This window comes from Gracilimonas sp. B-17 (assembly GCF_056857935.1).
Map to the genome: position 1 here is coordinate 920,810 of NZ_JBSXOA010000012.1, position 24,114 is coordinate 944,923.

The 24,114-nt window shown below is 44.2% G+C and carries 14 protein-coding genes; 13 read left to right on the forward strand and 1 reads right to left on the reverse strand.

Going from position 1 to position 24,114, the window contains the following annotated elements:
• Nucleotides 1–9 precede the first annotated feature (9 nt).
• On the forward strand, nt 10–2,763 hold the full coding sequence (polA, locus tag AC13FX_RS12365; protein WP_482881036.1) for a DNA polymerase I: 2,754 nt from the start codon (nt 10–12) through the stop codon (nt 2,761–2,763).
• 306 nt (nt 2,764–3,069) lie between these two features.
• On the opposite strand, the gene AC13FX_RS12370 is transcribed toward polA, so the two are convergent.
• On the reverse strand, nt 3,070–3,642 hold the full coding sequence (locus AC13FX_RS12370; protein WP_482881038.1) for a pentapeptide repeat-containing protein: 573 nt from the start codon (nt 3,640–3,642) through the stop codon (nt 3,070–3,072).
• Nucleotides 3,643–4,083: 441 nt separating this feature from the next.
• Between AC13FX_RS12370 and AC13FX_RS12375 the strand changes: the two genes are divergently transcribed.
• The 12 genes from AC13FX_RS12375 to AC13FX_RS12430 all read left to right on the forward strand — a co-directional run bounded on the left by AC13FX_RS12375 (nt 4,084) and on the right by AC13FX_RS12430 (nt 24,104).
• Entirely contained in the window at nt 4,084–5,589 is a 1,506-nt protein-coding gene (locus AC13FX_RS12375; RefSeq protein WP_482881040.1) for a phytoene desaturase family protein, read from the forward strand.
• Between the two features lie 11 nt (nt 5,590–5,600).
• Nucleotides 5,601–6,233 carry a rhomboid family intramembrane serine protease gene (locus AC13FX_RS12380; RefSeq protein WP_482881041.1) on the forward strand — a complete coding sequence of 211 codons (633 nt, stop codon included), beginning with the start codon at nt 5,601–5,603 and terminating at the stop codon, nt 6,231–6,233.
• Complete coding sequence (locus AC13FX_RS12385) at nt 6,226–7,146, forward strand: rhomboid family intramembrane serine protease (RefSeq protein WP_482881042.1); 921 nt, start codon at nt 6,226–6,228, stop codon at nt 7,144–7,146. Before AC13FX_RS12380 ends, AC13FX_RS12385 begins: the two co-directional genes overlap by 8 nt.
• Nucleotides 7,146–8,375: a flavodoxin-dependent (E)-4-hydroxy-3-methylbut-2-enyl-diphosphate synthase gene (gene ispG / locus AC13FX_RS12390; protein ID WP_482881043.1), complete on the forward strand. Its 1,230-nt coding sequence runs from the start codon at nt 7,146–7,148 to the stop codon at nt 8,373–8,375. Before AC13FX_RS12385 ends, ispG begins: the two co-directional genes overlap by 1 nt.
• A 307-nt stretch (nt 8,376–8,682) precedes the next feature.
• Nucleotides 8,683–11,730 (forward strand): SusC/RagA family TonB-linked outer membrane protein, encoded by a 3,048-nt coding sequence (locus AC13FX_RS12395; protein WP_482881044.1) that lies wholly within the window; start codon nt 8,683–8,685, stop codon nt 11,728–11,730.
• Nucleotides 11,731–11,755: 25 nt separating this feature from the next.
• Nucleotides 11,756–13,654, forward strand: coding sequence for a RagB/SusD family nutrient uptake outer membrane protein (locus tag AC13FX_RS12400; RefSeq protein ID WP_482881046.1), 1,899 nt, complete (start codon nt 11,756–11,758; stop codon nt 13,652–13,654).
• A 26-nt stretch (nt 13,655–13,680) separates the two neighbouring features.
• Nucleotides 13,681–14,733, forward strand: coding sequence for a SusE domain-containing protein (locus AC13FX_RS12405; protein ID WP_482881047.1), 1,053 nt, complete (start codon nt 13,681–13,683; stop codon nt 14,731–14,733).
• A gap of 125 nt (nt 14,734–14,858) precedes the next feature.
• On the forward strand, nt 14,859–15,872 hold the full coding sequence (locus AC13FX_RS12410) for a LacI family DNA-binding transcriptional regulator (protein ID WP_482881049.1): 1,014 nt from the start codon (nt 14,859–14,861) through the stop codon (nt 15,870–15,872).
• 12 nt (nt 15,873–15,884) lie between these two features.
• A complete protein-coding gene (locus tag AC13FX_RS12415; protein WP_482881050.1) occupies nt 15,885–18,752 on the forward strand; it encodes an alpha-amylase family glycosyl hydrolase in 2,868 nt (955 codons plus the stop codon).
• 16 nt (nt 18,753–18,768) lie between these two features.
• On the forward strand, nt 18,769–21,141 hold the full coding sequence (locus AC13FX_RS12420) for an alpha-amylase family glycosyl hydrolase (protein WP_482881051.1): 2,373 nt from the start codon (nt 18,769–18,771) through the stop codon (nt 21,139–21,141).
• A gap of 9 nt (nt 21,142–21,150) precedes the next feature.
• On the forward strand, nt 21,151–22,524 hold the full coding sequence (locus AC13FX_RS12425) for an alpha-amylase family glycosyl hydrolase (protein ID WP_482881052.1): 1,374 nt from the start codon (nt 21,151–21,153) through the stop codon (nt 22,522–22,524).
• Between the two features lie 44 nt (nt 22,525–22,568).
• Nucleotides 22,569–24,104 (forward strand): MFS transporter, encoded by a 1,536-nt coding sequence (locus AC13FX_RS12430; protein ID WP_482881053.1) that lies wholly within the window; start codon nt 22,569–22,571, stop codon nt 24,102–24,104.
• Nucleotides 24,105–24,114 lie beyond the last annotated feature (10 nt).

Below are 24,114 nucleotides of genomic sequence, written 5' to 3' on the forward strand. Positions count from 1 at the left end.
ACCAAATTCATGTCGAAAAAACTGCTTTATTTATTGGATGGTATGGCCCTGGCATACCGGGCTCACTTTGCATTTATCAACAGCCGGCTTAAAAATTCGGAGGGAATTCCAACCGGACCTGTTCTCGGTTTTGCCAATACCCTGCAGAAGATGCTGGATGAAAAGGAACCAACCCATATAGCCGTTGCCTGGGATACACATGCTCCCACCTTTCGCCATGAGAAAGATGAGGAATATAAGGCTCACCGCCCTCCACAACCGGAAGAACTTAAGATCGGGATCCCGCTGATAAAAGAAATGGTGGAATCATGGGGGATACAGAACCTGGAACAGGATGGATATGAGGCGGATGATATCATTGGCACGATAGCTAACGGAGCTAATGCTGATGATGTGGACGTCATGATGGTCACACCTGATAAGGATTTTATGCAGCTGGTGCATGATCATATCCATATGATGAAACCGGATAATAATAACGGTGGATTTGATATTATTGACCGGGAAGGGGTGATGGAATACTTTGGGGTTTACCCTGAACAGGTGATCGATGTGCTGGCTATGATCGGGGATACCGCTGATAACATTCCCGGTGTGCCCGGGATCGGTAAGAAAGGAGCCCCTAAGCTCATCAAAAAATATGGGTCACTGGAAGCAGCTATTGAGGATGCCCCAAATATCAAGGGGAAAAGAGCCCGTGAAGGTTTAACGGAGTTTGGAGATCAGGCATTACATGCCAAGGAAATGGTTACGATCAAGACCGATGTGCCTGATACAGTTGAGTGGGAAGAACTTGAATGGACCGGTCCGGATAATAAACAGCTGGGACTCTTTTTCAAGCGCATGGAATTCCGGACATTGACCAAAAAATACCTTGGGGAAAAAGGTCCGGTCGCCAATAAGGAAGGAGATCAGGTGGATCTGTTCGGTTCTTTCAAGGAGGAAGCTCCCAAGCAGGAACTGGATGAGGAGAAGGTCAATTATGCTCTGCTCGACACCCTTGACAAGGTGAAAGGCTTAGTGGATGAATACAAAGACGAAGATCATTTTTGTTTTGATACTGAAACGGATAGTGCGGATCCTGTCACGGCCTCAATGGTTGGTATTTCACTGACAGCTACCCCGGGCACGGCTTACTATATCCCGGTAAATGTTGAGGGTGGGCTGGATGAAAGTGAGGTCATTGAGACCATTACACCATTGTTTGAGGACGATCATATTCTTAAGATCGCCCATAACTATAAATTTGACTTTATGATCCTTAAACGGGCCGGCCTGGAAGTTAAAGGCAACGCTTTTGATACCATGATCGCGGCCTATCTTATCGATGCTAATCAGAGGCTTAAAATGGATGAATTGTCGAAAAGCCTCTTGAATTACAAACCGGTTCCCATTGAAGACCTGATCGGGAAGGGAAAGAAACAGAAATCGATGGCCGACCTGAAAGTAGAGGATGTGTATCTCTATGCCTGCGAGGATGCTGATATTACTTTGCGTCTATATGAGATCCTGAATGAACGGCTTAAAAATGATGAACTTCTTGAGATCGCATACAAGGTAGATTTTCCACTGATGGAGGTATTGGCTGATATGGAATTGAAGGGTATCAAGCTGGATACCGAGATGCTTAATGAGTTCTCAAAAGACCTGGAGACGGACCTTAAGGAACTTGAGGAACAGATCTATGAAAAAGCAGGAGAGGAATTCAACATCAACTCACCCCAGCAGCTGGGTACTATCCTGTTTGATAAAATGGGGTTGCCTGCCGGTAAAAAGACTAAGACCGGACAATATTCCACCGCTGAATCAGTACTTACAAATCTGGCTCCAAAATATGAGATGCCTAGCCTGATCCTGGATTACCGTCAGCTCACTAAGCTCAAATCAACTTATGTGGATGCCTTACCGGACCTGGTGGTTGAGGAAACCGGCCGTATACACACTGAGTTCAATCAAAGTGTGGCTGCTACAGGCCGACTCAGTTCCTCAAATCCCAATCTGCAGAATATTCCCATTCGCACAAAAAGAGGCCGCGAGATCAGAAAAGCTTTTGTGGCTGAAGAAGGTTTCAAGCTCATGTCTGCTGACTACTCACAGGTTGAATTAAGGGTTATTGCTCATATTTCGGAAGATAAGGCCATGATAGAGGCCTTCAAAAACGACGAGGATATTCACGCCAGAACAGCCAAGGAAGTCTTTGACCTGGATAGCCTGGATGATGTAACAGGTGATCAGAGAAGAAAGGCCAAGGAAGTGAACTTTGGGATTCCTTACGGGGTGAGTGCTTATGGTCTTGCCTCACGTTTAGGGATCGAGAACGATGAAGGGAAACAGATGATCGATCAATATTTTGAACGATTCCCAAATATCCTGAAGTACATCAACGACACCAAGGAGTTTGCCCGGGAACACGGGTACGTAAAAACGATGCTGGGTCGCCGTCGTTACATACCGGATATTAAAGCAAGTAACTGGAATGTACGTGGATTTGCCGAACGTACGGCCATCAACATGCCTATTCAGGGTACAGCGGCTGATATCATCAAACTGGCGATGATCGAGATCCACCATTGGCTGATCGAGAATCAGAAGAAAAGTCGAATGTTGCTTCAGGTACATGATGAACTCATATTCGAGATCCATGAAACCGAACTTGACGAAGTGCCTGACAAGATCATCGAATTGATGGAACAGGCTGTAGACCTGGATGTTCCTCTCAAAGTGGAAGCCGGTATAGCGGATAACTGGCTGGAAGCACATTAGCAGTGATCAGTTAGCAGTTAACAGTGATCAGTATTCATTCATGATATTCCATCATTCCGTTTCCTGTGATTCGATCTTTAGGTGTTATAAAGAAAGAAACGGGGTGATGGAGTGTGGCTTTGTTGAGTTATTAACCTTGAAGAAGTCAGGGTGCAATACCTAGATCCATCCATCACCCGGCTCACCCATTTTTAACATCTATTGCTAAAGTAACCTGAGCCGAATGATGGATAACGGATCAATGACTGAAATACGGTAGGATAAACCCTCCATCGCTCAGACGCTCTGCGTCGGAGCGAAAAGGGGTTATGTAATAACAATGCCGTACTTATCCAGTAAACCCGGAAGTCCCTGTAGCGAAAATTTAGCTCCCTCGACCTTATTAAGTTCCGGATCGATGGAGTAATTGTAAGAGGTGGTCAGGTCGGCATTTTGAAGCAGAGTGGCGGAAAAAGTGGCTTTGGCAAGATCACAATTTTCCAAGTCGGTGCCTTTCAAATTAGTTTGGGTGAAATCGACTTCCTGAAGGGTGCAGTCTTTAAACGATCCATTATTCAGTTTCACACCAAAAAATGAAGAAAGGTTGAGGTTGCAAGCTTCAAATTCGGCCGAAAATGAAAAATCATTACAGGTATCAAACTGAAGCCCGATCAGCTTACACTCCCTGAATATGCAATCCCTGATGGATGTACCATACAGTTTGGCCATAGAGAGGTCACATGCCTCGAATTCACATTCAATAAATGCACATTCAGAAAGTTCAGTTTTTGGGAAGTTACAACTGATGAACCGGCATAACTCATAATCACCGATTTCAAATGTCTCTTTGGTGAAATCGATACCGGTGTATGTTTCTTCGAAGGAATAAGCTTTACTCATGCAAACATAGTTTTTTGGTGGAGAATATATGCATAGCATGGATGGAATATTAACACTGAACACCGCTTGATCCAGCTATCCATCATTCCGTTTTCTTTGATTCGAAATTTTGGTGTTATCAGGAGAGAAACGGGGTGATGGAGGGAGGTTTTGTTGAGTTGTCAACTCGGAGCTAGAGCAAATATAGGGTGCAACAGCCTGATCCATCACCCGGCTCAACCCATTTTAATATCGATTGCCCAAGTCAACTGAGCCGAATGATGGATGATTGACGAATCCGCGAATGACCTAAGGCAAGCCCTCCCTCGCTCTGACGCTCTGCGTCGGAGCGAATTGTCCTGGTTTGATGTGATCTTTACATCAATGACCATCCGCCGGATCTGTGTCATCTGCGTTCCATTCGGCGGGAACAATTAGGCCACAAATTCATGTTACACCAACATGAAAATAAATACAGACTACGACGCTATTATAGTTGGTTCAGGTATGGGAGGTATGAGTGCCGGAGCTATGCTTGCCAGGGATGGATACAAGGTACTGATCCTCGAAAAGGCTCATGCTCCCGGGGGGTGCTCTTCCTCATATTACAGGAAAGGATATGTCTTTGAATCAGGAGCAACCACGCTTATTGGTTTTGATGAACACCAGCCGCTATGGAAGCTGGAACAGGAAACCGGCATCAAGATTCCCCGTGAGGAGATCACTCCAAGTATGTCGGTTTGGATAGATGGCGAACAGATCACTCGTTACAAAGACCGTGAAAAATGGATCAAGGAATGCGCTCGCGTTTTCCGAAATGAGAAAGCTCAAAATGAATTTTGGACAGAGGCCTTCAGGGTTTCTGACCTGGTATGGAAGGTTTCCCTGAAAAATCCATTCTTTCCTCCGCAAAAAATGAGAGAGTGGGGCCGGCTTGCCATCAATAACAGTCCACTTGATGTGTGGGTGTTAAAATATGCCTTCAGGTCGGTAAATACAGTAATGAAGAAGTTTGGAGTGGATACCCCCAAATTCAAACGTTTTGTGGACGAGCAGTTGATGATCACAGCACAGGCTAGATCAGAGGAAACCCCCTTTCTATTTGGAGCAGCAGGTCTCACTTATACCAATTATTCAAACTTCTATGTGCCGGGCGGTCTTCTGGAAATGATCAACACAATCAGGGCTTATGTACAAGGCAAAGGCGGAGCATTGCACACAAAGGAAGGGGTTGAGCAGATCATTAAAAATGAAAATGATTATACGGTTCATACCAAAAATAAACGGAATGAGACGTTTACATATCGTGCCCCGATCGTAGTTTCTAATGTTCCGGTTTGGAATATACAGAATATCACTGACGGTGAGATGAGTCAATACTTCAAGTCTGAAGCCAATGACTTTGACGAAGCCTGGGGAGCGATCACTATAGGTATTGCTACCAATGACGTTTATCCGGCCGACCTGCCATTGCACAATCAGATCCACTTGGATAATGGAGAAACCGTGCCCTATACAAACTCTGATTCCATATTTGTGTCGATGTCGAAACCGGGGGATGCCTCGAGGATCAAAGAAGAGGGCATGAGGACATTGAACGTATCAACACATGCCTCTCCTGAAAAATGGTATGCGCTGAACGGAACATACGAAGAAGCCAAACAACAGGTTCAGGATTTCGTCGTTGAAACTTTGCGAAACAAACTTCCAGGTTTTTCGAACGCACAGATCGATGTGATACATACGGCCACACCGGTTACCTGGGAAAACTGGGTATACCGTAAAAAGGGCAGAGTGGGTGGCATACCTCAAAGTATGGCACGAAGCTTGCTCAAGTGGACCCCGAACGAAACTCCATTCAAAGGTTTGTATCTTTGCGGAGATACCACCTTTCCCGGACAAGGAATTCCGGGCGTAACTTTGAGTGGAATCAACGTATATTCACGCATCAAAAAGAATCATCATTAAAGCAGATATTTTTGGATAATTTTTCACCTAATACCCAATTTACTTTATTTCCCCCGGTCATTAAGAACTTGTTGATCATTAATGGTTTGGCTTTTCTTTTGACTAAACAGATCTTTGGAGCCGGTTGGACTCCCATTGGAGCCGCGATAGCACCATACCTGGTACTGAATCCTTTAGGAGAGGGATTTATGCCCTGGCAATTGGTAACCTATATGTTTTTGCATGCTAGTCTTGGTCATATTTTCTTTAACCTTTTTGCCCTCTGGATATTTGGCCAGGCTATAGAGAATCTTTGGGGCTCCAAACGATTTCTGCTTTACTATCTATTAACGGGCGTCGGTGCAGCGGTCATTCATATGTTCTTAGGTGGGTACTTTACGTACACACTGGGAGCATCGGGTGCGGTGTTTGGTATCTTATTGGCATTCGGGATGATGTTTCCGGACCGCTATATCATGCTGTTGATACCGCCCATACCCATAAAAGCCAAATACTTTGTGATGATCTATGGAGCTTTCGAATTGTTCCAGGGTCTTTCCATGCCAAACAGTGGCATCGCTCATTTTGCTCACCTTGGAGGATTGGCTGTTGGTTACGCACTCATTAAATTATGGGGACTGAAAAAACCGGATAACTATGGATAGAGGAAGAGGTTCATTTAATTTTGGTGGCGGTGGTGGCAATATGCGCAACCAGATGCCATTTGATTCTTTTTGGGGAGGCATAAAGTATGGCTTCATGCGCATGCCGGTGGCTATCCGCACTATTATTCTGGCAAATGTCGCGGTATTTATCGTGCAGATCTTTGGCGGACAAAGCCTGAATAACTGGCTGGTAAATTACCTTGGTTTTGACCCCGCTTTCCCAACCTTTTTGACCCAGCCCTGGCGATTGATCACCTACATGTTCCTGCATGGCGGATTCCTCCATATCCTGTTCAATATGTTATGGCTTTGGTGGATGGGAAGAGCCGTCGAAGAAACCGTTGGTCCGCGCACCTTCACGGTGATCTATTTTGGAGCGGGTATTCTGGGGGCTTTACTTGATGCTGCTTTGGCTCTTGTATTTGGCAATGCGCTGGTGATCGGGGCCTCCGGTGCTGTTACCGGTATGCTGGTAGCTTTTGCAATGTTGTATCCAAAAGCACCTATCATGTTATTTCTATTCCCACCGATCGAAGCCCGCTATTTTGTAGCCGGGTGGATAGCGATCGATATTTTATTTGTAGGAGCCGGAGACGGAATTGCCCGGTTGGTTCATATCGGAGGTGCCCTGGGTGGATACCTACTGATCAAAGCCCATAAGAATGGAACTGACCTGAGCATGATCATCCGGTATTTTGAATACCTCTTTGGAAAAGTGAAACCCAAAAGTAAGGGTAAAGGATCGAAGGGAAGGAATAAGAATATGCACATCGTTCAGGATGCAGAGATCGTAGAAGAAGTGGATCAAACAGAACTGGATGCCATTTTAGAAAAGATATCCAAAAGTGGTTATGATGCGCTCACTAAAGAGGAAAAGAAGAAATTGTTTGAACTGAGTAAAAAAGATCAATAATGGCTGATATTCAGAGACGTAAATCCATTCAGGTGATGGTCGGGAATGTGCCGGTTGGTGGTGGTGCCCCGATCGCTGTTCAATCCATGACCAATACAGATACAGCAGATATTAATGAAACGGCCGATCAGATAGAGCACCTTTACCGTTCCGGTTCTGAATTGGTTCGGATCACAGTTAATAATGATGAGGCAGCCAAAGCAGTTCCATATATAAAAGAAAAATTGTTGAAAAGAGGGATCCCTGTTCCCGTTATCGGGGACTTTCACTACAATGGCCACAAACTGCTGACCAAATACCCTGAGATGGCGAGGGCTCTTGCAAAATTCAGGATCAACCCGGGAAATACGGGAACCAAGACCCGTGATGAGAATTTTACAACCATTGTGGAGCAAGCCATTAAATATGATAAACCGGTAAGAATAGGGGTGAATTGGGGCTCACTGGATCAACAACTTCTGGCACAGCGTATGGATGCCAATAATGAACTCGATAAACCAAAAACGGCCAAGGAAGTGATGCTGGATACGATGGTTGAAAGTGCCAAGCGTTCCTCCCAACTGGCAGAAGACGTGGGTTTGCCTTCAAATAAGATCATTATCAGCTGTAAGATGTCAGGTGTACAGGATGTGGTAACGGTTTATAAGCGGATTGCTGAGGAAGTAGATTATCCACTGCATGTTGGTCTGACCGAAGCCGGAATGGGAATGAAGGGCATGGTGGCGAGTGCTTCTGCTTTGGCAGTGATCCTTCAGCAGGGGATCGGGGATACGATCCGTGTTTCACTGACCCCTGAACCGGGAGCCGACCGTGCCCTTGAAGTTCAGGTTGCGCAGCAGATACTGCAATCGCTGAAGATCCGAAGTTTCATTCCACAGGTAACCGCCTGCCCCGGATGCGGAAGGACCAAAAGTACGTACTTTCAGGAACTGGCCCAGGAAATTCAGGAATATATAGTTGAGTCCATGCCGGTATGGAGAAAGGCCTATCCCGGGGTAGAAGAGATGGATGTAGCCGTAATGGGATGTGTGGTGAACGGTCCCGGTGAATCCCGCAATGCCAACATAGGGATCTCATTGCCCGGTACTTTCGAGGAACCGAAAGCCCCGGTATACATCGATGGAGAACATTCCACCACTCTCAGGGGAGACCATATTGGAGAAGAATTCAGAACTATTCTAAATAATTACATCAAAGAAAAATACGGCAGGAGTTCAATTGAACAGTGATCCCTGCATGATGTAAGCCCTTACATAAAATATTTGCCTGCAAGCATTTACAGGGTGAATTATTGAGGTTGATAGCCCGGTCACCATCAATTAAATAAGCCATTCTAGGGTTGTTAGTAATGTGTTAATTGCATAAAAACAATCACCTACCCCAAAGTACTATCAAAATCTAATATCTGGATTAGATTAATGGGTGTTACGGTTTTGTTAAATCTTTCTTGAAAAAATGTAAGCGCTTACATACCTTAATTGGAGAAATGAATTTTAACACTTCAGCCAATTAAAAAACCAACATTGGAGATTTAACATGAAAAAAACAGCGATACCGATATTAGGATCTACTGTCGACTGGTTTAGCTTCAACGCATTCAAGATGCTTGCAGTTATTCCGTTGATGGCCGGATTGCTATTTTCGGAGATTGGAAATACGGAAGCAACAGCGCAAAGCAGGACCACAATTACTGGTACTGTTATTGATGGCGAAAACGGAGAAACTCTTCCGGGGGTAAATATCTTAGTGGTAGGAACTACGATCGGGACCACTACAAACCCGGATGGTTATTATGAATTAGCAGTCCCAAGCTTACAGGATACTCTTGCTTTTTCATTTTTAGGTTTTCAGCGCCAGCTGGTTCCAATTAATGGAAGAACAGAAATTAATGTACAATTGAGATCCCAGACCATTTCCGGAGAAGAGTTGGTTGTAATTGGTTATGGCACTCAGGAACAGGGTGACAACACCGGTTCGGTCAGTAACATCAGTACTGCTGACTTCAATCCGGGTAATATTACATCTCCACAGGAACTTTTCCAGGGTAAAGCAGCGGGTGTAAGTGTTACCTCCGGTGATGGTGCTCCCGGTAGTGGTGCCACCATTCGTATTCGTGGCGGTTCTTCACTTTCAGCAAGTAATGAGCCACTTTTTGTAGTGGATGGTGTGCCTTTGGATGGTACAGGTGTTTCAGGTATGAGAAATCCTCTTAACACGATCAATCCGAATGATATTGAATCGATCAACATCCTTAAAGATGCCTCAGCAACAGCTATTTATGGGTCGCGCGCATCTAACGGTGTGATCATCATTAATACGAAGAGAGGCCGAGAAGGTCAGGCTCTTCAGGTTAATTATTCTGCCAAGGCCTCTTACCAGATCTACGGTGATGGGGTAGACATGCTTGACCCGGATCAATTCCGACAGGTAGTGGAAGATCAGTTTGGCACCAACGGAACACAGCGCTTAGGTAATGCTGAGACTGACTGGCAGGAACAGATCTACAGAAATGCTGTCGGCCAGGATCATAACATAAGTGTTTCAGGGGCTTACAAAACCCTTCCGTATCGTGTTTCATTAGGATTTTCAGGAAACGAAGGTATCCTGTTAACTGACCGTAATGACCGTCTTACAGGATCTGTTGCCCTGAACCCGTCTTTCCTTGATGACGCCCTTAAACTGGACGTTAATTTTAAAGGAACACAGGTTCAAAACAATTTTGGTAACCAGGGAGCTATTGGTTCCGCTGTTATTTTTGATCCAACTCAACCGGTTAAACCTGGTGGAGCTCCATACGACCAATATGGTGGTTACTTTACATGGACTGATGTTAATGGAAACCCAAATCCATTGGCACCTGATAATCCACTGGCGTTGCTTGAGTTGAGAGATGATGAATCAACTGTTTATCGTGCCATTGGTAATGTGAAACTAGACTACGAACTGCCATTTGTTGACGGCCTTAATGCCGTGGTAAATGCCGGTTTTGATTATTCAGATGTCTCTGATGGTAACGTTGTAGTACCTGATTTTGCAGCTTTTGAATATTCAGGTAATCTTTCGACATCAGGTCTTAGATCAAACTATGATCAGCGCAAAGAGAACGAATTGTTAGATCTGTATGTGAACTACGATACAATTATTGAAGACTGGGAAAGTGAAATTGATGTATTGGCAGGGTATTCCTGGGAGCACAGATTCTCAGAAGGATCCAATTATGTGACCAATTTCTACAGACAGGGTACTCTGGATGTTCGTGAAGACACCGATTATGCCACTGAAAACTATATTGTGTCATTCTTTGGTCGCTTGAACTACACATTCAAAGACAAGTACCTGTTGACAGCAACTCTGCGTCAGGATGGTACTTCAAGATTCTCAGAAGATAACCGCTGGGGTCTATTCCCGTCGGCAGCTCTGGCCTGGAAGATCCACGAAGAAAGCTTTATGGATGACTTTGAAGGCTTGAATCAGCTTAAATTGAGAGTAGGATATGGTGTTACCGGTCAGCAACAGATCGGGCAGGGTGATTACCCATATTTACCACAATACACCTACAGTCAGCCTACCGCGAGATATCAGTTTGGCAATGAATTCATTACCACGCTGAGACCGGAAGGATACAACGCCAACCTGAAGTGGGAGGAAACAACCACTTATAATGTAGGGATTGACTACAGTATCCTGAACGATCGCATCTTCGGTAAGATCGAAGGTTACTATAGAGAAACAAACGACCTTCTGAATGTTGTGCCGGTTGCTGCGGGATCTAACTTTACCAATCGCGTTCTTTCTAATGTTGGTACATTGGAAGTGCAGGGACTTGAGTTTGAGATCGCCGGCCGTATCATCAATACACAGGATACGTATTGGGAACTAGGTGTTAACGTTTCGAAAAACACTGACGAGATCACGAAACTCACTACCGTTGATGATCCTAACTATATCGGAGTTGAAACCGGTGGGATTTCAGGTGGTGTAGGTAACACGATCCAGATCCACAGTGTAGGCTTCCCAAGAAATTCATTCTTCGTTTATGAGCAGGTATATGATGCTAACGGAATGCCGATCGAAGGACTGTATGTTGACAGAAACGGTGACGGTGTTGTAAATGATGCAGATAAATACCGTTACGAAAGTCCTGCAGCTGATTATGAATTTGGATTCTCTTCCAGAATGGAATACAAGAACTGGGATGCTTCTTTTGCAGGGCATGCAAGTCTTGGAAACTACGTTTACAATAACGTAGCCTCAGGTAATGCTTTCTACAGTGAGATGCTGTACGAAGGATACCTCAGAAATGCTCCTGCATCAGTACTTGAGACCGGTTTTATGAACTCACAATTCTTCTCAGACTACTATGTAGAGAATGCTTCATTCCTGAGACTTGATAATGTTAACGTTGGCTACACATTCAATGATGTATTTGATGTACTGAACAGCCTGCGTATTTCAGCAACGGTTCAAAATGTATTTGTGATCACAGATTACAGTGGACTCGATCCTGAAGTCTTTGGGGGTATTGATAATAATATCTACCCAAGACCACGAACCTTTGTTCTGGGCTTGAACCTGAACTTTTAATTGAAACCATTTAATAACCAAGATCATGTTTAACAAAACATATATAATATTATTTACTGTACTCTTGGGTTTGACGATGGTGTCGTGCGTCGATGATCTGAGCACCACACCGATCGATGATGATGTTGTTACATCAGAAACGATCTACGAAACCCCGGAGGATTTTAAGCAGGTATTAGCTAAGCTATACGCCGGTTTTGCTACAACAGGACAGCAAGGTCCTGCCGGTAATGCTGATATCCAGGGTATTGATGAAGGCTTTTCCAGCTACATTCGTCAGTATTTTACACACCAGCAAAATCCAACTGATGAGATCGTGATAGGTTGGGGAGACGAAGGTCTGCCTCAATTCAATACCCTGTCATGGACCGCATCCAATGATTTTATCATGGGGATGTACAGCCGCATCTTTTATGAGATCGCGATGACCAATGAGTTCATCAGAAATGCAGAAGGCCGTAACGAAGCTGAAATTCAGGCATATGTTGCCGAAGCTCGTTTCTTGCGTGCTCTCAGTTACTGGCATGCACTTGATCTATTCGGTGGTAACGTACCATTCGTGACAGAAGAAGATGCTGTAGGCGCTCAGCCTCCAATGCCAACCAATGCAGAAGACCTGTTTGGCTTCATTGAAAGTGAATTGCTAGAAGTGGCGGGTCAACTTCCTGCTCCGGGTGATAACCAATATGGACGTGCTGACAGAGGAGCTGCCTGGATGGTACTGGCCAAGCTTTACCTGAACGCAGAAGTTTATATCGGACAGGATCGCTATGACGATGCATTGACTTACGCTGAGAACGTTGTGGACGCACCGGCTTATCAGTTACATGATAATTATGCTGAACTGTTCATGGCCGATAATCATACGGCTGACGGTATTATTTTTCCGATCACTTTTGACGGGATCAACACCACCGGATATGGCGGTACGACTTTTATCGCACACGCACAGGTTGGTGGAAACATGAACGCAGCCAACTTTGCCCTTGACGGTGGCTGGGGTGGTAACAGAGTGACTCCTCAATTTGTTGAGAAGTTTGCTATTGAGGCCCCGGGTTATCAAACACCTAATCCCGACGGTGATGATGTTGTATATGTTCCCGGAGGTTATCAAGGAGCCAGTGGATATACAAGTGACTGGACTCCACTTGAAGCTGCTACGTTAGTTTCTGACAATAATGACGGAGTCTATTCCGGTAATGTTTACTTTGACAGTGGTGCTGAATTCAAGTTCACTGAAGGTGACTGGGGAAGTGCAGAATACAGTAATGACAACGGTAATGTAGTTGCCGGTGGCGGAGGAAACTTCTCTGTTGAGAACGGTGGTATTTACTACATGGAACTGAATACTAACACACTGACTCTGACTATTGAATTGGATATTAATCCTGATGACGGCCGTGAAATGTTTTTCACGGATGGTCAATCACTAGAAGTGGAAGATATCACTAGTTTCGATAATGGGTATGCGGTTGAAAAATGGACCAACAAGACCTCTACCGGGGCTGATGGCAGCGACCTGACCTTCGTTGACACGGATTTCCCAATGTTCCGTTTAGCTGATGCTTACCTGATGTATGCAGAAGCCACTGTTCGTGGAGCATCAGGCGGAGACCTCAATAAGGCTGTTGGTCTTATAAATGATCTGAGATTCCGTGCTTACGGAGATAACTCAGGGGATATTACTTCCGGTGAACTGACTCTTGAGTTCCTTATTGATGAGAGATCGAGAGAACTGTACTGGGAAGGTCACCGCAGAACTGACCTGCGCCGATTTGGACTCTATACCTCAGGCGATTATGTATGGGCCTGGAAAGGTGGTGTTCAGGAAGGTCAGGCTGTGAATAACATCTATGAGATCTATCCGATCCCATCATCAGATGTGAATGCTAACCCGAACCTGACTCAAAACCCAGGTTATTAAAAACCGAGAATATCTAGGATAGTATTATGAAAAAATTAAACCTATTTACACTAATGATCGTCGGTCTGATCGCATTTGCTTCTTGTGAAGAGGCAAATGTGGGACCGAAGCTAAATACAAGCGTGGAACCACCTTCATTTACAAGTTCTTTATCCGGGCAGTCTTATGTGCTGACTGAAGAGAATGCTGATGAAGAGGCCTTTGAGCTATCGTGGAGAGAACCCGGATTGGGTTTCAAAACTGAAGTAAGTTACACTGTTGAGATGGCTGAATCAGGTACTGATTTTGCTGATCCAAAAACATTGGTTCAAACTACGGCAACTTCAGCTTCGATGACGGTAGGGGAGCTTAACAATAAAATGTTGGCTTCAGGATTCCCATCCAACGTGGAAAACAACATAGACCTAAGGGTAAAAACAGAAATCAATGATGATGTTGAGGATATGTATTCTGAGCCTATGTCAATCATGGTAACTCCTTACTATGTGGATGTTTCTTATCCACAGATCTATGTACCAGGAAGTTACCAGAGCGCCAGTGGTTATACGGCTGACTGGTCACCTTCTGATGCGCCTCCGTTGTTCTCAGCTAACAGCGATGATGTATACGAAGGATATGTTTACATGGCCAATGGTTCAAACCAATTCAAGTTCACCCCAGAACGTAACTGGGATGCTGATTGGGGAGATACCGGTGCTGATGGAACATTGGAACCGGGTGGAAATAATATAGAATTGGCAGATGCCGGATATTATAAAATGAATGTTGATATCAATGATCTGACCTATACTGTAACTAATACAACCTGGGGATTGATCGGTAGTGCTACTCCGGATGAGTGGAATTCTGATCAGGATATGACCTACGACCCGGTTGAAAAAGTATGGACCATTACGCTGACCCTGACTGCAGGCGAGATGAAATTCAGAGCTAATAATGCCTGGGATCTTGACTACGGTGACAACGAAGGGGATGGATTCCTTGAACAGGGAGGCGGAAATATTCAGGTTGCATCCGGCGGCACATATACTGTGACCCTGGACCTGAGTGATTATCCATATTCATACAGCGTAGAATAGACACGCAAAAAATTCAATAGAGACTGCTAAAACAGGCAGTCTCTCATTGTGATCAAACAACCCAATTATATTTGAAATTTTGATTCAGGCTGTGAAAGGTCTGTCTCATATCAAAACGACAAGATTTGGCAGCAACAATATACGATATCGCAAAAAAGGCCGGAGTTAGTATTGCAACGGTATCCCGCGTTTTCAATAACAGTGGGAAAGTATCGGATAAGGCACGGGAAAAAGTGCTGAGTGTAGCCAACGAAGTGGGATATCACCCACAAGCTTTTGCACAGGGACTTGCCAGTCGTAAGAATAACACGATCATGGTAGTGGTTCCGGTTATCTCCAATTACTTCTTTATGGAGATACTTGGAGGTATACAGGATAAACTGAGTGAAAAAAATTATGAACTCAGCATATTTAATATCTCACCCAATAAAGACCTGAAGAAACAGGTTGAGCATGTATTAAAACGCCGACTGGCAGAAGGGTATATGTTCATTTCAGTCCACCTTGAAGATAAGGATTGGAAGAGCCTGCAAAAATATAATGTACCCATCACACTCATTGATGAATACTTTGATGGATTTGATTCCGTCAGTGTGGATAACAGTCAGGGTGCCTACAGAGCAGTTAAGGCACTGACAGATTGTGGTTACAAGCACATAGCGATGTTGGGGGCCCTGGAATCTTCGAAACCGATCCGGGACCGGCTTGAAGGCTATAAAAAGGCTCTTGAGGAAGCAGGTATCGAATACGACAGGGATCTCTTTGTGACTGGAGACCTGACCAACCGTGATGGATTTACGGAACGTGCAGGCTTTGAAGCTATGAAGAAGATACTTGAAATGGATCCCATGCCGGATGCCTGCTTTTGTTCCTCTGATATTCAGGCGGTAGGTGCGTTAAAAGCCATGCAGGATGCCGGTAAACGAATTCCTATTATTGGATATGACGATATAGAACTGGCAGAGTATATGGGACTTTCCACCATACGTCAGCCTATGAGAGAAATGGGCTTTTATGCTACTCAGAATTTGATAGACCGGATGAATAACCCGGCAAAAGCCATTTCACAAACAATTTATACTCCTAAACTAATTTCACGGAATTCCACTGCATTGAACGGCAGAAAAGTGAACGCTTGATCTCTTAAAACCATGAAGATACTAAAAACCATTATTCTGACCCTTGTACTTAGCCTGTTTGTATTTGTGGCTTCAGCGCAGATCATTGTAACCGATCCGGCTTTTCCCACAGCAAATGAGTCAGTGACGATCACTTATGATGCTACAGAAGGTAATGCAGGGCTGGAAGGCTTTACAGGTGATGTATATTTGCATACCGGAGTGATCACAAATAACAGTACTAGTAGCAGTGACTGGAAATACGTGAAATTTGACTGGGGCGTAAACGATCCTTCGGTACAAGCGACCTCACTCGGTAACAATAAATGGGAGTTTACATTTTCTCCCAATGTACGTGATTTTTATGGAGTCACAGATCCTAGTGAAGAAATTGAACAGATCGCAATTGTTTTTAAAGGGGTAGAAAACGGTACGGTTGTAGCAGAAGGTAAGGATACCGGTAATTCTGATATTTTTGTGGAACTGTATAATGCTGAAACCAACGCTCAGTTTATTACGCCAAGTGAGGATTTTGAGATACTGGAAGAAGGAAATTCCCTTGAAATGGTTGGGGTTGGTACGGTCGGTGAAGGAACCCTTTCCCTCAGGTTGTTGAAAGAAGGAACGGAAGTCGCAAGTACCACCCAGGACACGTTAAGATATACCTTTACTCCTGCTGCCTCCGAAAACGATGTTCATTTCTCACTGATTGCTGACAATGGACAAAATGCAGCCGATACGGTTTCAGCCTTTGTAACCATTCGCGATAATGTGGGAGAAACGATTGCCCGTCCTTCAGGACTCGAAGACGGCATTACTTTATCAACCGGCTCCATGAGTCTATCCCTGTTTGCTCCCGAGAAAGAGTACGTGTATGTGATCGGTGATTTTAACGATTGGACTCCGACCTCAGAATATCTAATGAACAAAGAAACAGCCGGAACCGATAGTACCTGGTTCTGGATCGAAAACATCAGTCTGAATGCAGAGCAAGAATATGCCTTTCAATACCTGGTGGATGGAGAAATACGCATTGCAGATCCGTATTCTGAACAGGTTTTGGATCCATTCAATGATCAGTATATCCCGGAATCTACCTATCCCAATCTAAAACCCTATCCACAGGACAAAACAAGCGGGTGGGTGAGCCTTGTGAGACCGGGAGCTCCCGCATTTACCTGGGAGGCCACAAGCTATCAGCGACCTGAAAAGACTGAACTTGTCATCTATGAATTGCTGATCCGGGATTTTGTGGAAGCCCGAAATTTCCAGACCCTGACCGATACCCTGGATTACCTGGAAAACCTGGGTGTGAATGCCATTGAACTGATGCCGGTAAGTGAATTTGATGGAAATCTGAGTTGGGGATATAACCCAAGTTTCCATCTGGCACTGGATAAATTCTATGGAACCCCGGAAGCCTTCAAACGATTTGTAGATGAAGCCCATAAGAGAAATATGGCGGTCATACTGGATGTGGTCATGAATCATGCAACCGGGGCAAGTTCACTCTACAGGTTGTACGATTATGGATCTAATCCATATTTCAACCCAACTGCGACGCATGCCTACAATGTTTTTAATGACTTTGATCACTCGTATTCCGGTACTCAATATTATACCAGAAGAATGATCGAGCATTGGATCAATGAATATAATATTGATGGATTCCGGTGGGATCTGACCAAGGGATTCACGCAAAATTGTACCTCTACAGATGAAGCATGTACAGGCAGTTATCAGGCTGACAGGGTAGAAGTCCTGAAAAAATATGCAGATCACCAATGGGCTGCCGATCCTGATTTTTACGTAATATTTGAACACCTTGGCGGAGAACAGGAAGAAGCTGAGTGGGCTAATTACCGACTGAGTGAAGGTAAAGGCATCATGCTTTGGGGCAATATGAATGGTCCTTATAATGAGGCCACAATGGGATTCAACAGTAATGGAAGATCGAATTTGTACGGAGTTCTTTCAGAATCGCGAAGCAGTTTTCAGGCACGACACTTGGTTGGTTACATGGAGAGTCATGATGAAGAACGACTTATGTATAAGAACCTGCTATATGGGGCATCGTCGGGTGATTATAATATCAAAGATTTTTCAACGGCCCTGGATCGGCAAAAAATAGCCGGAGCCTTCTTTTTTACTTTACCCGGACCTAAAATGCTTTGGCAGTTTGGTGAACTCGGATATGAAGTAGGGATCAACACCAATGGCAGAACCGGCGAAAAACCGATCAGGTGGGAATATTTTGATGATACCGATCGCCGAAAACTCTATAAAACATGGAGTGCCCTGTTAGATCTGCGACATTCAAGTCCCGCTTTTACACAGCCGGAAAATGCTACTTATGATCTGGTCAATGCTGTAAAATATATTACCCTGGAACATCAGGACTCGGATGTTGTCATAGCCGGTAACTTTGGCATTGAAGAAACGAATATCACACTGGAATATACTCAGAATGGGACCTGGTATGATTACTTTGATGCATCAACCGTGGATGTTTCCAATTTACAAAGAGACCTGACCCTGAGACCCGGTGAGTTCAGGATCTATACGACCAGGGAATTTACGGCTCCTGATGAAGATATCGTGGTATCCAATGAAACACCGACAGGGGAAGGGGTTCCTCAAAAGTTTGGATTGGGACAGAATTACCCGAATCCCTTCAACCCCACAACTTCATTTACTTTTGATGTGTCCCGAGCCGCGGATGTGAAGCTTGAAGTTTACGATATGTTGGGAAGAAAAGTGAAGGAACTGGTCAATGAACGAAAAGCGGCAGGTACGTATACCATTTCATTTGATGCCAGCGAATTAAGCAGTGGAATGTACATCTACCGCTTGCAGGCAGGTGATATGGTCCTTTCAAAAAAAATGACGCTGATCAAATAATGAAGTTGGAAATAAAATGAAATCATATTTAAATAAGCTATCAGGTTTATTTTTAGCAACGATCATTCTTGCAGGTTGTACGTCTCCTATAGATGCACCAAGGGAATCAGAGATCATTGGGTTGGCTTCACCGGTCACGCTACAGAACGATACTACTGAAATTGTTACGGCCGATTATTTCAAGTCTCACTCACTCATCGATTCAGTTCAGGCACCGTCCGGACTGAATGTAGAATTGAGCATTAACGATTCACTCATAACCTTAACCGGTTCAATTAACCAGCCACTCGGGGTTCTTACCGTTTGGGCTGAAGGCTATGCCTATGATCTTCTGCTAAAGTCATCCAGTAAGAAAATGATCACGATCACTTATGATCCAGACGGTAACAATGTTTCATCCGTGAAGCTTAAGGGAGAAATGAATAACTGGAATCCCAATGCCGCCATTCTGGAAAAAAGCGGGGATATCTGGGAAACTACCATGACCGTGAATGAGGGGGTCTACCAGTATGTATTTGTTGTGGACGGGCAGGAAATGCCTGATCCCGATAATCCCAATACGGTTTCAAATGGAATGGGGGGAACCAATTCTGTTCTGAACGTGGGTGATCCTGATGCTGAAAAACTATACCTGGATACTTATGATCACTCCGGTCCATCTGTTTACTTAAAAAGTGAGGCTGCAGAAAACACCATCGTATTCTGGGAGAATCATCAGTTGGAAACAAAATACCAGGATGGTATTGTAAGTTTTGAGATCCCATCCAATGCCCGGCTCAGGGAGCGCTCTCACCTAAGGGCATGGACCTTTGAAGCGGATGGCAGGGTATCAAATGATGTACTTATCCCACTTAGCAGTGGATGGGTCATTGAATCAGCTGAGGATCTCACCCGTAAAGATAACCACAACTGGAACATGTACTTTGTGTTGATCGACCGTTTCAAGGATGGCAATCCTTCCAATACAAAGAAAGTGGATGATCCGGACATTCATCCTAAAGCAAATTACTATGGTGGTGATTTTGCGGGTATCACTCAAAAGATACAGGATGGTTATTTCGAAAAGATCGGAGTGAATACACTATGGTTATCACCCATAACCTTAAATCCTGAGGGTGCTTATGGTTTATGGGACCGTGGGGGAGTAACGACTAAATTTTCAGGTTATCATGGGTACTGGCCTATCTCGTCCTCAAAACTGGATTATCGTTTCGGTACCGAAGATGAATTCAGGGAGTTACTGGATGTAGCTCATCAAAATGGGATGAGTGTCATACTCGATTATGTAGCCAATCATGTACATGAAGAACATCCGGTATATCAGAAAAACCCGGATTGGGCCACAGATCTATATTTACCTGATGGTACTTTGAATACTGAGAAATGGGATGAATATCGCCTGACTACCTGGTTCGATACATTTATGCCTACCCTGGATTTTTCCAAGGAAGAGGTGGTTGAAACCATGACGGATTCAGCATTATTCTGGGTCAAGGAATTTGACCTTGATGGATTTCGCCATGATGCCACCAAACACATTCAGCTGGAATTCTGGAGAACACTGACCAGAAAGATCAAAGATTCAGTCACAATTCCGACCGGGAAACAGATATTTCAGATCGGGGAGACTTACGGAAGTCGTGAGCTCGTTGCCAGTTATATCAACTCCGGTATGTTAGATAGTCAGTTTGACTTCAATATGTATGATACCGGCCTCAACACTTTTGGGCAGGGAAACACCTTTGAAAACCTGCAGACCCAACTTCAGGAAAGTTTCAACTACTTTGGATATCATAACCTGATGGGCTACATATCCGGAAATCATGACAAAACCCGATTCATAACCCTGACAAGTGGAGAAGTGAGCTGGGATGAGGATGGAAAACTGGCCGGCTGGACACGGGAGATCGAAGATCCTCAAGCCTTTGCCTACGATCGATTAAGCATGTTTCATGCTTTCAATCAAACCATACCGGGCATTCCGGTGACCTATATGGGCGACGAATACGGCCAGCCTGGTGCCAATGACCCTGATAACCGCCGGTGGATGGAATTTGAAGAAAATGAACTTACAGAACCAGAGATCAAAAACAGGAATATCTTCAGAAAACTTACCGATCTCAGAAATAATGAAATGGCGCTCACTTATGGAGATTTCAGGTTCCACACCACCGATGAGGATATCATGGCTTACTCCAGAGCTTACTTTGAGGATCAGGTCATTGTAGTTTTCAATAAAGCCGATACAGACCGTGAGATTGAAATAGAACTTCGTGAAGAATTCGACTATTCGACCCTCTCGGCTCAGTTCGGCAATGATTTTGAAATTCAGGGTGATAACCTGATCATTACTCTACCATCAAATAAATTTGAAATTCTAACACTATAAATCACACTCATGTTTAAACTACCAAAACACCTTCTCACACTGTTTGCGGGGATTCTAATTGTATTTGCTTCATGTGCAGCTCCTGAAGTTGATACTGAAAATGTAACCATAGATGCTATTACAGCTCATCCTGAATGGAGCAAAGATGCCAGTATCTATGAGGTTAATATCCGACAGTATTCTGAAGAGGGAACATTCAATGCTTTCCGCGAAGACCTGCCAAGACTGGAAGCCATGGGAGTTGATATACTTTGGCTCATGCCTATTCACCCGATCGGAGAAGAAAATCGCAAGGGGCCTCTAGGTAGTTATTATTCCGTACAGGACTATAAAGCCGTGAACCCAAACTTTGGTACTGAAGAAGATTTCAAAGCTTTGGTGAGCGAAGCTCATGAATTAGGCATGAAAGTGATCATTGACTGGGTAGCTAATCACACAGCATGGGATAGTCCATGGACTGAGAATAAGGATTGGTATGAATTGAATGAGGAAGGAAATTTCATTCCACCAAGAGGGACTGACTGGACCGATGTGATACAGTTGGATTACGAAAATGAGGAAATGAGAGTTGCTATGACCGATGCTATGGAGTATTGGGTACGTGAATTTGATATCGATGGGTACCGATGTGATGTAGCCGGTATGGTTCCGCTTGATTTCTGGAAAAATGTGAGAACCAAACTGGATGAGATCAAACCGGTCTTTATGCTGGCAGAGGATGAAGGACCTGAAATGCACGAAGCCTTTGATATGACCTATGCATGGAGTTATGCTCATATCATACGTGAAATAGCAGCCGGTAACGATGATTTTGGGACTCTTGACAGTTTGATGAATGTAGAGGAAACCAAATTCCCTGAAAGTGCCTACCGTATGTACTTCACAACCAATCACGATGAAAATTCATGGAATGGTACAGATCCGGGAATGTACGGTGACAACTTTGAGAATTTTGCTGTATTGTCGGCTACTATAGATGGAATGCCACTGATCTATAACGGTCAGGAATCCATATTGGATAAACAGCTCGAATTCTTTGAGAAAGATGAAATTGAGTGGAAAGAATACGCTTATCAACCATTTTATACTATGCTCCTGGATCTTAAGGAAGAAAATAAAGCGCTTTGGAATGGACAGTACGGTGGTGACCTGAATATTTTTGAGTCACCTGACAATACCTTTGCCTACAAAAGAGCGAAAGGGGATGATTGGGTCTTTGTTTATCTGAATAACAGCTCAGAATCTATAAATGTCCCTTTTGAAGACTACGAGATCCCCACGGATGAATCTAGCTATGACATATACTCAGAGCAGTTACCTCCGACCGAGAATAATTACTTTGAAGTTGCTCCAAATTCATGGTTATTGATCGCAAACAGATAAACCTTGTCTTAATTGGCTAAATAATAAAATTACAGGTACCCTCTATGTCTCAAGAACTACTTAATAAACGGCCTCGACTCAGTTTCTGGGAGATCTGGAATATGAGTTTCGGTTTTCTGGGAATTCAGTTTGGTTTCGCCCTGCAAAATGCAAATGTGAGCCGGATCTTTGAGACATTGGGAGCCAATGTAGATGATATCCCAATTTTGTGGATCGCAGCCCCTTTGACTGGGTTGGTGGTACAGCCGATCATTGGTTATTTCAGTGACCGCACCTGGACAAGATTGGGCAGAAGGCGGCCATACTTTTTATTTGGAGCGATCGCTGCATCAGCTGCATTGATCATCATGCCTAATTCACCGGTTCTCTGGGTAGCTGCCGGTATGCTTTGGATCATGGATGCGTCCATAAATATATCCATGGAACCATTTCGGGCCTTTGTGGGAGATATGCTTCCTTCCGAACAGCGTACAAAAGGATTTGCGATGCAAAGCTTTTTCATCGGAACCGGTGCTGTGGTTGCCTCAGCTTTACCATGGATGTTGAATAACTGGTTTGGAGTTGCTAATACTGCACCTGAGGGTATTATCCCGCCATCTGTGAAATGGTCATTTTACCTGGGAGCCCTCGCCTTTATCGGAGCTGTTATTTGGACGGTGGTTAAAACGAAAGAATATTCTCCAGAGCAACTGAAAGCATTTGAGGATGCTGAAAAGGAAGAAATTGAGGATAAAAATGCCCTCAGGGAAGTCCCGATCGAAGCCGGTGACGGGCAAAGAAAGATCGTTATGGGTATCCTGTTTGCAATATTTGGTGCCATTACCACCTGGCTGACCTATGAGTACAGCCTTGACAAAGAAGTATTTGTTGCAACCGGTGGTTTGACTGTGGTTGGGTTGGTTATGATGGTTGCCGGAATGCTTCAAAAAGCAGGGAAAACAGAGCAGGGATTGGTTGTTGTGATGCATGATTTCATTCATATGCCAAAGACCATGAAGCAGCTGGCTTTGGTTCAATTCTTCTCCTGGTTTGCGCTCTTTGCACTTTGGATCTATACAACGGCAGCAGTTACATCTCACATCTATGGAACCAGTGATACCACATCAGCCTTGTATAATGAGGGTGCAGACTGGGTCGGGCTGATGTTCGGTGTTTACAACGGTATAGCAGCTCTCGTGGCTTTTGGATTGGCACCTATGGCGAAATTGCTGAGCCGAAAATGGGTTCATTCCATTTCACTTATGTTAGGAGGGGCAGGACTCATACTAATATACTTTATCTCAGACCCTGTGATGATGATCGTATCTATGGTTGGTGTGGGTGTTGCCTGGGCATCAATTTTAGCCATGCCATATGCTATCCTTGCAGGATCAATTCCGGCCAAAAAAATGGGCCTGTACATGGGCATTTTTAACTTTTTTATCGTTCTTCCTCAGCTTATAGCAGCAACTGTTCTCGGATTCGTAACCAGAACCTACTTTGGTGGAGAGGCTGTTTATGCTTTGGTTTTAGGTGGAATTGTACTCTTTATTGCTGCAGCAACCATGTATTTCGTGGATGATGTGGATGACGTCGACTGATCGATCTTAT